This is a genomic window from Streptomyces sp. NPDC003393 (assembly GCF_053589015.1).
This window is the reverse complement of the sequence record NZ_JBSFRB010000052.1, coordinates 1-14,181: the sequence shown is the minus strand read 5'-3', so window position 1 is coordinate 14,181 and position 14,181 is coordinate 1. Positions and strand designations below refer to the sequence as shown.

Sequence of the window (14,181 nt, the reverse complement as noted above, 5' to 3'; positions counted from 1 at the left end):
CTGACCTCGTGGAAGCGCACGAGAGAGAGCCGATCGTCGGCCGGGACTCGGAACTGGCACGCCTTTTCCGTGTGATGGACTCGGACACGGGCGACCCCGTTCTGCTGCTTCTCGGCGACGTGGGCATGGGAAAGAGCGCGCTGCTGGACCGTGTGGTGCGGCGGGCCGAGGCGGGCGACGCCCGCGTCCTGCGCGCCGAGGGCAGCGAGTCGGAGTCGACTCTGGCGTTCTCCGCCCTGCACCAGTTGCTGCGACCCGTGTCGGCCGAAATCGATGGGCTGCCTGAGCGTCAGCGCGCGGCGCTGCACGGCGCCTTCGGCGCGGGCCCGGCCACGGGGGACGGCGACCTCATGCTGACCGGGGTCGCCGTCCTGAGCCTGCTCTCGGCCCTGGGCGAGCGCGGGCCTGTGCTCCTGGTGCTCGACGACGCGCAGTGGTTCGACCGCGCGTCGCTGGACGTCCTCTCCTTCGCCGCCAGACGCCTGACAGGCGAACCGGTCACGATGCTGATCACGGCCCGCGTCGGCGACCCTCTCCCGGGCTTTGACCGGCACACACCCACGCTCACCCTGGGATCGCTCGACGACGCCGAGGCCGGGCGGCTGCTGGACCTGCAGCCCCTCAGCCCCACCGGCCGGACCAGGACGCAGATCCTCGACCAGGCCGAAGGCAACCCCCTGGCGCTGACCGAACTGGCGAGGGCGGCCGCCGCACCCGGGGCCGCCGCGAAGCCGCCGCCCGCGGGCCCGCTCCCGCTCACCGCCCACCTGGAGAAGATCTTCGCCGCCCGCCTGGACGACCTGCCCGCGCCCACCACCCGGGCCCTGATGCTCCTGGCAGCCATGGACACCGTCGACTCCGCGATCGCCGCCCCCGCCGAAGTGCCGGACACCGAGGACGACGCATGGCCGCCCGCCGAGCGGGCCGGGCTGATCCGGCGCACCGGCCACAACCTCCGGTTCAGCCACCCCCTCGTCCGCTCCGCCGTGTACCACGCCGCGCCCCTCGACGCCCGGCGCGAAGCCCACCTGGCGCTCGCCGAGCTGCTGAGGGACGAGCCCGACCGGCGTGCCTGGCACCTCGCCGCCGCGGCCACCCGCCCGGACGCGGACGTGTCGGCGGAGCTGGAGCGGACCGCCGACCGGGCCCGCCGCCGCGGCGGCCACGCGGCCGCAGCCAAGGCCCTGCAACGCGCCGCCGACCTCGCGCCGCGGTCCGAGGACACCGCCCGGCTGCTCGTCGAAGCCGCCGCGGAGGCAGCGCTCACCGGTGACCTCGCCTGGGTCGAGGAACTGGCGACCGCGGTACGAGCGCGCACCGACGACGCGTCCCTCCTCGCCGAAGCCGCAGCCCAGGTCGGACGGCTCGCAGCACTGACCGTGCGCCACAGCGTGGTCTTCCCTCAACTCGCGGACGCAGCCGAGGAGTTGGCTCCCGTCCAGCCGTCCACCGCGCTGGACGTCCTGGCCGGCGCTGCCGTGGTCCGCTACTACTCCGGACAGGACGCCCAGCGGCACCGCATCGAGGCCGCCCTGCGCACCCTGCACGAGGACACCTCACGCGCGTGGCTGCGCACCTGGGTGCGGACCGTGTCCGACCCCTTCGACGACCGGGCCGAACTCCTCGCCCTGCTCCCACAGGTCGCCGCCGAGGCACAACGCCGCCCTGACCGGCTCACCACCTACGCGGTCATGGCCTGGCTGCTCGACGAGACCCCGCAGGCCGTCCGCGCCTTCGACGAGGCCTTCGACCGCTGGGGGTTGCGCGGAGCGCTGCCGGAGGGCCTGGGCGGTGCGGCCGCCTGGAGCTATGTGGAACTGGGCAGGTGGGGGCGGGCCCGGGAGGCCTGCGCCCGCAGCAGCGCAGTCGGTGCGGCGGTCGGCCTGGAACACGCCGTGGCGTGCGCGGCCGCAGTGGATGCCACCGTGCTGGCCTATCAGGGCGACCCGACGGCAGCCCGCGCCCGGGCCGACGAGGCGCTCGCCCTGATCGACCCGCTGGAGAGCCGCTCGGTGTCCGTCTTCGCCCGTCGCGCGCTCGGCGCCTCGGCCCTCGCGGAGGGCGCCTACGAGACGGCGTACGACCGACTCCGCACGGTCTTCACGGCAGATGGCGCCCCCGTGCACTACCACGCCTCCTACCCTGCCCTCGCGGATCTGGCCGCCGCGGCGGTGCGCGCCGACCGGCACGCGGAGGCCGACGCGATCGTCGAACGTGCCGCACGCACCCTCGCCGACAGCGCCTCACCCCGCCTGCGCGCACTGATCAACCGCGCCCGGGGCCTGCTTGCCGACCCCGAGGACGCCGAGCCGCACTTCCGGGCGGCCCTGGCCGACCCCGTGCTGGAACACTGGCCCTTCGAACGCGCCCAGACCCTGCTGGACCTCGCCGAGTGGCTACGGCGCCGTCGGCGCATCACGGAGGCGCGAGGGCCGCTCACCGAGGCCCTGGAGACCTTCCGGCGCCTGGGCGCACGCCCGTGGATCGAGCGAGCCCGGGCCGAATCGCGCGCCGCCGGCCTCGACGTGACCGACGCCGCCCCCGACGCGCTCGCCGAACTCTCCCCGCAACAGCAGCAGATCATCAGGCTCGCCGCCCACGGACTGACCAACCGCGAGATCGGCGAGAAGCTCTTCCTCTCGCCGCGCACGGTCAGCTCGCACCTCTACCGCAGCTTCCCCAAGCTCGGCATCACCGCCCGCGCCCAACTGCGCGACCTCATCGAGGGCCCCCTGGCGACAGCCGACCACCGGGACTGACGGCACGCCCAGCCACAGATGCAGTCACCTGACGCATACCGCCCGGCAGACCGCCGAACCAGACTGGCCACGAGGCGAACGGGCCGGTAACCCTCTCGCCTTGACACGGCCCCGCCTTCCTCACGCACGGACGGGCACGGCCCACCGCGTCGAGGGAACGGACAGCCATGGTGGCTGACCCAACAGCGTCGCGGCACAGTCGCCGGAGTACCGTTCGGCCATGGCCTCGCCGTCCTGGCGACCGGGCACACGTCCTTGACCCTGGCCTTCCTTCTCGCCTGCGTCTTCGGCATGTTCTACACGCCCTCCGGCAGCTCCTGGGCGGTGACTTTCTTCATCACCGGCGCCCTCAGCATGGTGCTCGCCCTCCTGAACACGCTCTCACCGGAGCTGCTCTCACTGGGCACCCGCTGAGGATTGCGTAGGCGGGCGCGCAACAAGACGCCGCCGGCACATCGTCCTCGAGAGAGCCGCTCCCGGAAAGCTGCACGCTGGTCGATGAAACGGCTGGCCAGCCTCCTGTCTTTGGTCAGGAAGGGTTCATGCAGCAGGTACAGGTACTTGTTGCTCGGTCAGAAGCTGTGCCAGCGCGTCGGTGTCCTCTTCGGGTAAGGCGATGCTCGATCGGCGGACCGGGCCAGGTGCTGCGCAGCGTGTGGTGACGCCGGCCATGCACGAGCTGCTGAAGCAGGCGGTCGTCGGGTAGGCCGTCGCGCTCGCCGGTGACCTGGGCCGGTGGGGCGACGAGCAGGCAGGACGGCAGTGGCCGTGCCCGGCTGATTACCCATGCCATTTGAGTACCAGCACTCAGGCGGGTTGTCCTGCGCCGCTCAAAGCGTGCAGCCCATGCACACGGACCACGCTGCTCGCGGCTCCACGCGCCGTGCGGGCATCACCGCAGTGACCTCCTGCCTGCCGGGGCGCGAAGTGACGTCCCGTCAGCTGGAGGAGCGGATCTCCGCAGCCTCCGGCTGTCCCCTGCCGGCTCGGACACTCGAACGCGCCACCGGCATCGCCTCACGTCGGGCGGCCGCTGAGAACGAGTACGCCTCGACGCTCGCGGTACGTGCGGCCCGCACCGCGCCGGACCGGGCCGGGCTCGCCCCGTACGACGTGGACGTGCTGGTGTTCGCCTCCGCCACGCGGGACGTGGTCGAACCGGCGACCGCGCACATCGTCCAGGCCGAACTCGGATCCCGGGCGCACGCGCTGGACGTGACCAACGCGTGCAACGGCTTCGTCAACGGCATCGACACGGCCCGGGCGATGATCCTCGCCGACCGCGCCCGCCGGGCCCTGGTCGTCACCGGTGAGACCCCGAGCCGGGCGGTGCGGCACGCCCCTTCAGGCCTGGACCAGCTGCGCGACGGCTTCGCGGGCTACGAGGACGGCACCGCCGGGCCCGAGAAGGCCGTCAACGTGGTTCACAGTCAGCGGTCCTCTCCTGTGGCTGCGGTGAGCGGGGCGTAGTGGTAGGCGAGCTGCTGCCAGGGCACGGCCTCCCCGGTGCTGGCCTCATACCGGGAGAGCGAGAAGCCGACCATGCGCCACATGCCACGGTTTGGGCCGCTGCTGAGCCGCTTCCACCGATCGAGATCGCCGTCCAGGACCTCGCTGGGTCCGTCGTCCCCCGGGTCGTTCTGATCGACCAGTGACCAGTGATCCCGATCGGGGTGCGCCTTCTTCCGTTCCTCGTAGGCGGCTACCTGTGCCATGACGTCGCGGCCGACGGCAGGTGCCTCGCGGACGCGCTCGAGGTCGTAGGCGTCCGCGAGGTGTGGCCATGCCGGTATCCGGCACCCTCGACCAGCGGATCGCGATCCGCTACAACATGCCACCCATGACCAGCGAGGAGACCACCAGCTACCTCACCCACCACCTCGCCCTCGTCGGCCGCTCCGACACCCTGTTCTCCGACGACGCGATCAACCTCATCCACGACACCGCCCGCGGCTATCCCCGCGCCGTCAACAACCTCGCCGTCCAGGCCCTGCTGTCCGCCTACGCCGACAACAAGTCCATCGTCGACGAGTCCTCCGTCCGCGCCGCCGTCGCCGAAGTCACCGCCGAATGACCCAGCGTCCTCACCACGGCCAGGCGTCGCCTTGGACACGCGCATGCAGATGCTCGTCATGCCAGCCGTCCGAGTGCAGCAGGGCCCTTCGCATCGTCCCTTCGAGAGCGAACCCCGCCTTCTCCGCCACCCGGCAGGAGGCGGCGTTGGCGACGGAGTGGGTGATCCGGAGACGATGCAGACCCAGGTCTTCCAAGGCCCAACGACTGACACGGACGACCGCGTCGACCATGGCTCCACGACCACGGCCGGCGGGGAGCAACCAGTACAGGAACTCGGCACTGCCCCCGTCGAGATCGAAGTCGGCCAGACCGATCAGGCCCACCGGGCTGCCGCCTCCCGGTTCGGCGATCGCCCAGATTGCTGCCTTCTCCGTCCGCCAGCGCTTCTCCCAGCGCACGATCCGGTCACGCGCGTCATCCAGAGACAGCTGCCCCGGCCGATTCCAGTGCTGAACGTCCGCATCCTGGCATGAGTCCATGAGGACCTTGGCGTCATCAAGGCACCAAGGGCGCAGCTCAAGGCCGTTGGCCAGGCCGAACACAGGCTGCTCGGTCTGGCTCATCCGGCCCGGGGGAACAACAGCAGGTATCGGAACGATCATCCGAGCATCATGCCAAAACCTCGACGGAGAGACCGGCACCCCGAGCATCCCAGTGACACGATGAAGATCAACAAGGCCCGCCGGAAGATCCCGGCGGGCCTTCCTCAACCCCGGACGTGCTCATCTTGAGTGGCAAGCTCATGCTCATCTTGGGCGGCACACAACACTACCGCTGCGCCTCCGCGTGGCTCCGTGAACGGCACCGCCGCTGGCCGGTGACCACCAACCCGCATCTGCTGATCAACCTATGGACCGCGGTGGACACCACTCACTCGCCCATCGGCACCACGTTTACCTCCATCTTCCGGCCCACCGGACTCACGATGCCGACACTGGGGCAGGACCGGATCCGCGACAAGGCCTTCGAGGTTGGCGACCCGCTTCATCTGATGCGCCTCTTCGGCATCTCCTCTCACACCGCAATGCGGTACATCACTGCGGCCCACCCGGAACGCACTGCGAAACTCCCCCGGTAGCAACAACCGCTCGCTCGGTGGAGCGCCGCTGTACGGCAGATCGAGCAAATCAGTTCGGTGTGCGCTCAGTTGGCGGGACGGTGCGGGCGCGGAGGTGTGCGCGTTCTCCTTGGTGGCCGAGGAGGCTGAGGATTTCGACGGGGTGTTCGTCGGCGTTGCCGAACCAGTGGGGGGTGCGGGTGTCGAATTCGGCGGCTTCTCCGGGACCCATGATCAGGTCGTTGTCGCCCAGGACCAGGCGTAGGCGGCCGTCGAGGACGTAGATCCATTCGTAGCCTTCGTGGCTGGCCTGCTCGGGATCGGGTGAGCGCATTTTTGGCGAGATGATCAGTTTGTAGGCTTGCAGGCTTCCCGCACGCCTGGTGAGCGGGAGCATGGTCATGCCGTGGCGGGTGACAGGCTGCAGGTGCAGGCGGGGGTCGCCCGTCTGCGGTGCGCCGATGAGCTGGCCGATGTCCACGCGCAGCTCCCGGGCCAGGGGCAGGAGCAATTCGAGGGTGGGGCGGCGCTGGCCCGACTCCAGGCGCGAGAGCGTGCTGAGTGAGATCCCGGTGGCCTCGGCCAGGGCTGTCAGGGAGAGGCTGCGCTGGGTGCGCAGCCCTTTCAGGCGGGGGCCGACCGCGGCCATCGTCGACTGTGTTTCCTCATCCATGCCTCCAACCTTGCCACCGCAGCAAGGATCTTTGCGCGTTGCTGTGGACGGCCTGACCGTGGTGGCAGGCGCCCCGCCAGGTCCGCCGTACGGAATGGGAGAGACGCGATGAGCCACGACAGCAGAACCGAGGTGCTGGACGCGCAGCGGGCCGTGGCACCGCCCGGAGCGGCGATGGCGGTGCGCCGCGGTTCGGTGACGCTGGCCGTGGTGATCTTGGTTCTGACGCAGCTGATGTTCGTCGTGGACACCTCGATCGTGAACGTGGCCCTGCCCGACATTGGTCACGAGCTGGGCTTCTCCAGCGCGGGCCTGTCCTGGGTGGTCACCGCCTACGCGCTGACCTTCGGCGGCCTGATCCTGCTCAGCGGCAAAGTCGGCTCCATGATCGGCCCCCGCCGCGCTCTGATCCTGGGCGTCATCGTCTTCGTGATCGCCTCCGTCGCCGGGGGGCTCGCGCCCTCCGCCGGGGTCTTGGTGGCGGCGCGAGCACTGCAGGGAGTGGGCGCGGCCATGGCGGCGCCCAGCGTGATGGTGCTGCTGATGGGGATCACGACGCTGGGCCCGCAGCGCTCCCGCGCGATGGCGATGTTCGTCCTGGCCGTCGGCGCAGGAGCCGCGGTCGGGCTGCTGGGGGGCGGTGTGCTGACGCAGACACTGGGCTGGCAGTGGGTGATGTTCGTCAACGCCCCCATCGGCCTGCTGACCCTGCTGGGCGCGGTGCGTAATCTTCCGGAGATGGAGCGTCGGCGCACCACGCTGGACATTGGTGGCGCCGCAGTGTCGATCCTGACGATGGTGGCGCTGGTGTTCGCCTTCACCTCCGCCGCCGACCGCGGCTGGAACAGCGCCCTGGTGCTGGGGGCGTTCGCCGTCGCCGCACTCGCGCTCGTGGCCCTGGTGATGTGTGAGCGCAGGCACCCGCATCCGGTGACGCCACTGGCGTTCTTCTCCTCCATGCGCAGCGCCGGCCCTCTGCTGTCGATGCTCGTCATCCCGGCAGGACAGGTCGGCTTCCTGTTCTTCACCACCCTGCTCACCCAGCAGGTGCTGGGCTTCACCCCGATCCAGACCGGTCTGGCTCTGGTGCCCTTCACGCTCGGCCTGATCGCCACCAACCAGCTCACCCCCCGGCTGCTGCCGCGACTTGGTGAGCGCGTCATCGGCAGCGCGGGCCTTGCGGGGCTGGTGCTGGGTATCGCCTGGATGGCCCTCGTAGCCGCCGACGCCGACGCGAACACCTCGATCGTCACGGTGCTGCTGCCCTCGATCCTGCTCGGTGCGGGCGCCGGCGCCACCTTCGCCCCCGTCACCGCCGTGATCATGCACCAGGCCCCGGCCGAGCACATCGGCGCCGCCGCCAGCCTCAACCAGGGCCTGCAGCAACTCGGCGGCGGCATGGGCCTGGCCGTCCTGACCAGCGTGCTGTCCGCCACCGGCGGCCTGGACAACGGCCTGGGCACGACGCTGCTCGCCACCGCCGCCTTCCCCCTGGCCGGACTGCTCCTGTTCGGCCTCTGGGGGCGCCGCATCCCCGCCCCCAAGACCACCCCCGCATGATCACCCCTTAACCGACCAGATCTGGAGAGCTCTGATGAGTGACACCGATCCGCGGTACGAAGCCGCATTCTGGGACCAGCGCTACAACCACCCCAACCCCTGGTGGAGCGGGCAGCCCAACCCCGCTCTCGTCGAGGAAGTGACCGCACTCGCTCCCGGAACGGCGCTGGAGGCGGGGTGCGGTGAGGGCACCGACGCCATCTGGCTGGTCCAGGCGGGCTGGCACGTCACCGGCACCGACTTCTCCGCCCAGGCCCTCGCCCGCGCAGCCGACCACACCCCGACCGCGCTGGCCAGCCGCCTCATCTGGCAGCAGGCCGACATCCGCACCTGGACACCCGACGACGGAGCACCCCGCTACGACCTGGTCACCGCCTCCTTCCTCCACTTCCCCTCTCCGCTGCGACGCGCTGTCTTCGCCGCCCTCGCCTCCCGGGTCACCCACGACGGACACCTGGTGATCATCGGCCACCACCCCAGCGACCTGGACACCGCCATGCCCCGCCCGCCCGAGCCCGACATCTTCTACACCGCCGACGACCTCATCGACGACCTCCCCGCAACCGCCTGGAAGGCCATCACCCGCACCGCCCGCCCCCGCACCGCCACCACACCCGACGGTCGGCAGGTCACCATCCACGACACCGTCCTGACCGCCCAGCGCACCCAGTAACCCCTCACCAGCACCCGACAACGCACAGGAACGAGCACGACCATGCACCGCGACCTCACCCAGCAGACCGCCCTGGTCACCGGCGCCACGGCCGGCATCGGACGGGCCACCGCCCTGGCCCTGGCCGCCCGCGGCGCCGACATCATCGTCCACGGCCGCGACGAGCAGCGCGCCGCCGACACCCTCCAGCGCATCACCGCCCTTGGGGCCAAGGCCCGCTTCGAGCCCGCCGACCTGTCCGACCCCGCGCAGGTGACCGCTCTGGCCGAACGCGCCGGACAGGCCGACATCCTGGTCAACAACGCGGGCATCTTCCACTTCGCCCGCACCGCCGACACCACCCCCGACACCTTCGACGCCCACATCGCCATCAACCTGCGCGCCCCCTACCTCCTCGTCCAGGCACTCGCCCCCTCAATGACCGAGCGCGGACACGGCGCCATCATCAACGTCAGCAGCGGCGCCGCTGATACCCCCGGCCTCGGCAGCGGCATCTACGGAGCCACCAAAGCCGCGCTGGAATCCCTCACCCGCGTCTGGGCCGCCGAATACGGCCCCGCCGGAGTCCGCGTCAACGCCGTCGCCGCAGGCCCCACCCGCACCGAAGGCACCGCCGTCTACGGCGACGCCTTCGAATCCGCCGGACAAGCCGTCGCTCTTCAGCGCCTCGCCGACCCCGAGGAAATTGCAGGAGCCATCGCCTTCATGGCCTCCCCCGACGCCAGCTACGTCAACGGCGCCACCCTCAGCGCCATGGGCGGCCAACCCGCTCTCGGATAGCGGACTACCTGCAGTTCAGCGACGTTATTTGGGTGCCTTCGGTAAAGCGGGCACGAGGCGACCTGGGAGGTGGGGTGGCAGCTGCGGGCCATGGACCGCCGAGCCTTGGCGCCGAAGTCTCGTTGACGACATCCCTAGCGAGCCCGGGAAGTCCTCAACCTGCACGCGCTTTCGAGTCAAGGCTCGATCAACGTGCGGGTTCCTCGTCACGCAGTTCCGAGAATCCACGAACTCGCGCGCTTCGCCCTGCTCGGCCGCCAAACTCGCAGTGGACCGCCCCACCTCCGCCCGCAACCTCTACACCGGCTCGTATCACCTCATGTGCCGACGAGCCGCCGAGGGGATCGCCGGTCCCGGCGGCGTCCTCGTGCTCTCCGCCCTGCACGGCTTCGTCCGTCTCGACGACGAGCTCCTGCCGTACGAGCAGCGGATGGATGCCCCCGGCCGTGTCGGCGTCGAGCAGCTGCGCGCCCAGGCCGCCCTGCTCGGCATCCTCGAGGCCCGCGACCTGGTCGCCCTGGGCGGCCGCGTGTACGTCGACGCCGTCACCGCTGTACGGCCGGACGCCCTGCGCCCCCTGGACGGATGCCGCGGCATCGGCGAGCAGCGCTCCCGTCTTCTGCCACGTCTACGGGCGAGGCCGCAGCGCGGATCAGTTCATCCCCGGCTGGCCCTACTCCTTCGTCGCCGCGCTGGAGACGGGACGCACGTCGTGGACGGCCGTACTGGACGCGATCCGGCTCGGGCCGGCCGACGATGCCACCGCGGTGACCGCCGCCCAACTGCGCGAGGTGGTCACCCGGCTGGTGCACGCCGGGCAGTGACGGCCGGGCGACGCGGACATCCTCGTCGTCATGGACACCGGCTACGACGTCACACGCCTCGCCTACGTCCTGGCCGACCTGCCCGTCGAGCTGGTCGGCCGGCTCCGCTCGGACCGCGTCATGCTGAGGGATGCCGGCCCGCGCCGCTCCACCCCGCGCGGCGGGCAGCCCCGCAAGCACGGTGGCGTCCTCACCTTCTCCAAACCGGAGTCCTGGCACACCCCCGACCAGGCCACCACCTGCGACACCACACGCTACGGCCGGGCCGAAGCCCTCGCCTGGGACCGGATGCACCCGCGCCTGCAGGCCCGTGGCCCCTGGCTCGACCACTGCGGTGAACTCCCTTTGATCCACGGCACGTCGATCCGGTTGAAGGCCGAGCATCTGCCCGGCGACCGCGACCCGAAACCGGTGTGGCTGTGGTCCTCGCGCACCGGCATGACCGGACAGGACGTCGATGTGCGCTAGCAGGCGTTCCTGCGCAGATTCGATCTTGAACACACCTTCCGGCTGTTCACGCAGACCCTGGGCTGGACCGTCCCCAAGGTCCGCCATCCGCACACCGCCGACCTGTGGACCTGGCTGATCATCGCCGCCCACACCCAACTCCGCCTCGCCCGCCCCCTCGCCGAGGACCTCCGCCGACCCTGGGAACGGCCCGCCGAACCACGTCGGCTGACCCCCGCCCGGGTCCCCCGGGGGTTCCGCCACCTCCGCGTGAAGACCGCCCGTCCCGCCGACGTGCCCAGACCCTCCAAGCCCGGACCCGGACGCCCACCCGGCTCGAAGAACCGCAGGCCAGCCCCACGTCACGAGCCAGGGAAGACCGTGAAACGAATCGAAACCCTCACCGAACACGTCCGCCAGAAACAGCAGCGAGGTTAAGAGCCAGTTCATGCATAGTAGGGTGGGGTTACGCGCGAGTACAGGAATGCGACGCAAGTCTCCACCCGCGGCTATGCTCTCTCATCATCGTTCAACAGACCCAGGCACGGGTAATATTTGCGGCCGTTTGACTTGACCATATCCGCAGGCGAGGTCAGCCCAAGTTCTGTGCGGACTCGGCTGGCGAAAGCACGCGGTGTTGCCGCACGGATCCCTTCGGTTCTACACCAGTGCTGGTACTGGTCGAAGAGCAGAGCTTGATCAACGCGGAGGCCGCTGGAGTTACCAAGGTCCACAATGCAGCATTCTTCAAGGAATCGGCCGATGTGATCCTCAGTAGTGGCATACGTGGTGGTAGCCAGCCGAACTTGATCAGGCCCATCTAGGGGGTCCCGTGTGGACAAATACTTCGTGGCCCCTTCAATGATCCACTGCAGGACGCCGGCGCCCTCGTCGCGAACCAACTCGAAGGCCAAATTGTCGATGCGACGCCCAGCGGGAACGGTCCTGGTAAAGGGCAACAATCGTATACGTCGCCAAAAAGCGAAGCCTCCTACCGTGACCTCCGGACGGTGGTTGCCCAGAAGCCACAGATGGTGTGTAGGGGCAAAGGAAAAGTAGTCCTGCCGCATACGGCGGGCCTTGATCCTGTCCCCACCCGTCAAAAGACGTACTCGGGCTTCGTCGAACTTGTCGTTCGGTTTGAGCTCGCTGCACACCACCAGCCGACGGCCGTGCAGCTCGGTGAGTTCTGTGGAGTGTTCCGAGAAGGCGCCACGGTCCATCAGAAAACCAGGGGGTGCAGCGTCGGCGTAGTCGCCCAATATCTGCAGGACGATGTCCATCAGCGTGCTCTTGCCATTCTTTCCCTCCCCGTGCAGGAAGGGAAGAACCTGAGCTCCGACATCACCGGTGATGGAATGGCCGAGCAATAGCTGTAGGAAGTCGATCATCTCCACGCCTGCGTCGTCCGCACCGAAGGTGTCGCTCAAGAAGCGGCGCCAACGCGGCGTGTCCATCGGTTGTGGGGCCACACTGGTGGCCCGAGAGTGCAAGTCACGACTCGGGTCGGGGCTGCGGAGCTGACCGGTATGAAGATCAACGACCCCGGCAGGTGTGCAAAGAGTGTACGGATCGCCGTCCAAGGCGTCCGGATCGATGGACAGACCAGGTGATGCCTTGGCTTGAGCAAGCAACGCCTGGATGCCGGTCGTGGAAAGCGTCCGCCGCTTGTGTCGGGCGAGTTCGTTGTCGCTGAAGATTCCTCGCGTGTCGGTGACGGGGAGGTCTTCAGCCATCTCGCCGGCCGCCCACAGCGCAGCTTTCTCTCCATTTGTCCGGTTCCATCGGTACCCATCCCAGAAGAACCAGCCAAGGCCCTCTACGTGACGGAACTCGTTCCGATAGCGCTCGACGAACAGCCGTGCATTCCCCCGGTCGGAGAGGGTCGATGGCATGGTTTCAGCGGCCATCCAGCCACCGGAATCCGCACGAGAGGCTTCTTGAGTCTGTGCCGGCTCTGGAAGGGAAACGGAAAACGCCTCAGCCGGTGCTCCGGCCGTCCCGTATTTGAGTACCTGTCGAGCGGAGGACTGTACGTCGATCTGTGACGCGTCCGCAGCACGGCTCATGCGAGTCCTTCGAGGCTCATTGGGTGGACAACCCGGGTTGCCTCGAGCGAGACATTCCCCAATGTGGCCGGCTCGCCCATGTCAATGTGCAACGAATCACAAAAAAGCGGAACCGGGATGGTTGAGGGTCGGTCAGCGACAGACGACGGTGCTGACTCAGTCCGGGCAGCCGACGCAATCTCAGCATGGCGCGACACGCAGGTAATCCTTGTCAGGGTCTCGGGCGGGTCTGCGATCCCCGGCGCCGGTCGCCATGCTACGTAGGGGATGGCGCCATTCCAGGGACCGAAGGAACCAGATTCTCGAAGAGTCTAAGCCTGCATTCGACCAAAACTAGCTGTATGTCAGCGCAATGAGATTCTTCTTTTTTCTCGATCACCTCAATATTCTCGATGGTTGCACGTGAATGTTGCCCCTCTTGGGTCCCTCAGGCGCCGCTTCTCAGTTTCGCTCCTCGGACGTGCGGTGGCGCCGGTAGTGGCGGGCGACGCGTACGCGGTTACCGCAGACGGGCGAGCACCATTCGCGCCGCGGGTGGTTCTTCACGAAGAAGAGCAGGCAGTTGGGCGCCAGGCAGGGGCGCAGACGGTCGTGGTCCGGACCGGTGAAGAGCTCGACAGCCTGGTGGGCAATGAACTGCACTGCCAGATCCTGGGCCGTTCCGGGCCCGTGGTACGCGCGTGTGGGCCCGGCATCGACCGGCCAGGAGAGCTGTGGCCAGACCTGGGACCGGTTGTTGAGTACGGCGACCGCTTCGGTACGTGTCAGCGGCGGGGTTGTCGCCGCGGGCCTCGGGTCGTCGGTTGCCTCTGCCGCGAGGTGCCGGAGCGCGCTTCGCAGTTCACGGAGGTGTTCCGCCGCCGGGCGTGCCTGGTCCGCGTCGAGGGGTTCGAGATGGATCGCGCCTTCGGCCTGGAACCGGTGCGCGACGGCGTTGAGCCAGGTTGCGGCTCCCGCGTCGGTCTCGAGGGCGTCCTGGGTCTGGCCGTGAGCAACGCTGACGGTGTTCATCAGCTCGATCGGTAGTGGTTCCCCCAAGAGGACGGCGTTGGTTGCGGTGTCAGTGGTCATCTCTCCACGCTACCACTGGACTAATGCTTTGAATGTAGCTCATCCGTTTGACATGAGGGTGTGGGTGTGTCATCGTCCAAATGGAAAGAGCGCCGGACAAACATTAGAACCGGTGCCGGGACCCCAGGAGACCGCCATGTCGACGCTGCCGCAGATCAACCCCGCCGAGGCCACCGGAGAGGCCGCCGCCCT

13 protein-coding genes and 2 pseudogenes are annotated in these 14,181 nt (G+C 69.0%); 10 read left to right on the top strand and 5 right to left on the bottom strand.

The window, feature by feature from the left end; translation table 11 throughout:
• Positions 1-8: 8 nt before the first annotated feature.
• The 3 genes from ACWDUZ_RS33905 to ACWDUZ_RS33895 all read left to right on the top strand — a co-directional run bounded on the left by ACWDUZ_RS33905 (position 9) and on the right by ACWDUZ_RS33895 (position 4,229).
• On the top strand, positions 9-2,759 hold the full coding sequence (locus tag ACWDUZ_RS33905; RefSeq protein ID WP_451635655.1) for a helix-turn-helix transcriptional regulator: 2,751 nt from the start codon (positions 9-11) through the stop codon (positions 2,757-2,759).
• Positions 2,760-3,014: 255 nt separating this feature from the next.
• Positions 3,015-3,173, top strand: a complete 159-nt coding sequence (locus ACWDUZ_RS33900) for a hypothetical protein (protein ID WP_451635654.1) — start codon at positions 3,015-3,017, stop codon at positions 3,171-3,173.
• A gap of 432 nt (positions 3,174-3,605) precedes the next feature.
• Positions 3,606-4,229 (top strand): 3-oxoacyl-ACP synthase III family protein, encoded by a 624-nt coding sequence (locus ACWDUZ_RS33895; protein ID WP_451635653.1) that lies wholly within the window; start codon positions 3,606-3,608, stop codon positions 4,227-4,229.
• Here ACWDUZ_RS33895 and ACWDUZ_RS33890 read toward each other — a convergent pair.
• Positions 4,190-4,474, bottom strand: a complete 285-nt coding sequence (locus ACWDUZ_RS33890; RefSeq protein ID WP_451635652.1) for a hypothetical protein — start codon at positions 4,472-4,474, stop codon at positions 4,190-4,192. The genes ACWDUZ_RS33895 and ACWDUZ_RS33890 overlap by 40 nt on opposite strands.
• A 68-nt stretch (positions 4,475-4,542) precedes the next feature.
• On the opposite strand from ACWDUZ_RS33890, the gene ACWDUZ_RS33885 reads away from it, so the two are divergent.
• Positions 4,543-4,833, top strand: coding sequence for a hypothetical protein (locus ACWDUZ_RS33885; RefSeq protein WP_451635651.1), 291 nt, complete (start codon positions 4,543-4,545; stop codon positions 4,831-4,833).
• A gap of 10 nt (positions 4,834-4,843) precedes the next feature.
• On the opposite strand, the gene ACWDUZ_RS33880 is transcribed toward ACWDUZ_RS33885, so the two are convergent.
• On the bottom strand, positions 4,844-5,437 hold the full coding sequence (locus ACWDUZ_RS33880; RefSeq protein ID WP_451635650.1) for a GNAT family N-acetyltransferase: 594 nt from the start codon (positions 5,435-5,437) through the stop codon (positions 4,844-4,846).
• A gap of 125 nt (positions 5,438-5,562) precedes the next feature.
• Between ACWDUZ_RS33880 and ACWDUZ_RS33875 the strand changes: the two genes are divergently transcribed.
• The gene (locus tag ACWDUZ_RS33875) at positions 5,563-5,913 is read left to right on the top strand and encodes a hypothetical protein (RefSeq protein ID WP_451635649.1); all 351 of its coding nucleotides are present in this window, start codon (positions 5,563-5,565) and stop codon (positions 5,911-5,913) included.
• Between the two features lie 49 nt (positions 5,914-5,962).
• Here the strand turns inward: ACWDUZ_RS33875 and ACWDUZ_RS33870 are convergent, their stop codons facing one another.
• Positions 5,963-6,565, bottom strand: a complete 603-nt coding sequence (locus tag ACWDUZ_RS33870) for a helix-turn-helix domain-containing protein (RefSeq protein WP_137970474.1) — start codon at positions 6,563-6,565, stop codon at positions 5,963-5,965.
• A gap of 108 nt (positions 6,566-6,673) precedes the next feature.
• Between ACWDUZ_RS33870 and ACWDUZ_RS33865 the strand changes: the two genes are divergently transcribed.
• From ACWDUZ_RS33865 to ACWDUZ_RS33845, 5 genes and pseudogenes are all read left to right on the top strand, one after another.
• Positions 6,674-8,125, top strand: a complete 1,452-nt coding sequence (locus ACWDUZ_RS33865) for an MFS transporter (protein WP_451635648.1) — start codon at positions 6,674-6,676, stop codon at positions 8,123-8,125.
• A gap of 34 nt (positions 8,126-8,159) precedes the next feature.
• A complete protein-coding gene (locus tag ACWDUZ_RS33860; RefSeq protein ID WP_451635647.1) occupies positions 8,160-8,798 on the top strand; it encodes a class I SAM-dependent methyltransferase in 639 nt (212 codons plus the stop codon).
• 42 nt (positions 8,799-8,840) lie between these two features.
• Positions 8,841-9,578, top strand: a complete 738-nt coding sequence (locus ACWDUZ_RS33855) for an SDR family NAD(P)-dependent oxidoreductase (protein ID WP_451635646.1) — start codon at positions 8,841-8,843, stop codon at positions 9,576-9,578.
• A 268-nt stretch (positions 9,579-9,846) separates the two neighbouring features.
• A pseudogene (locus tag ACWDUZ_RS33850) lies at positions 9,847-10,131 on the top strand (DUF6884 domain-containing protein); the annotation flags it as partial.
• A 25-nt stretch (positions 10,132-10,156) separates the two neighbouring features.
• Positions 10,157-11,287: pseudogene (locus ACWDUZ_RS33845) on the top strand (transposase); the annotation flags it as partial.
• Positions 11,288-11,358: 71 nt separating this feature from the next.
• Here ACWDUZ_RS33845 and ACWDUZ_RS33840 read toward each other — a convergent pair.
• Together ACWDUZ_RS33840 and ACWDUZ_RS33835 are read right to left on the bottom strand one after the other, a co-directional pair.
• Positions 11,359-12,918, bottom strand: a complete 1,560-nt coding sequence (locus ACWDUZ_RS33840; RefSeq protein WP_451635645.1) for a DNA primase family protein — start codon at positions 12,916-12,918, stop codon at positions 11,359-11,361.
• A 441-nt stretch (positions 12,919-13,359) separates the two neighbouring features.
• Complete coding sequence (locus ACWDUZ_RS33835; RefSeq protein WP_451635644.1) at positions 13,360-13,989, bottom strand: CGNR zinc finger domain-containing protein; 630 nt, start codon at positions 13,987-13,989, stop codon at positions 13,360-13,362.
• Between the last annotated feature and the right edge of the window lie 192 nt (positions 13,990-14,181).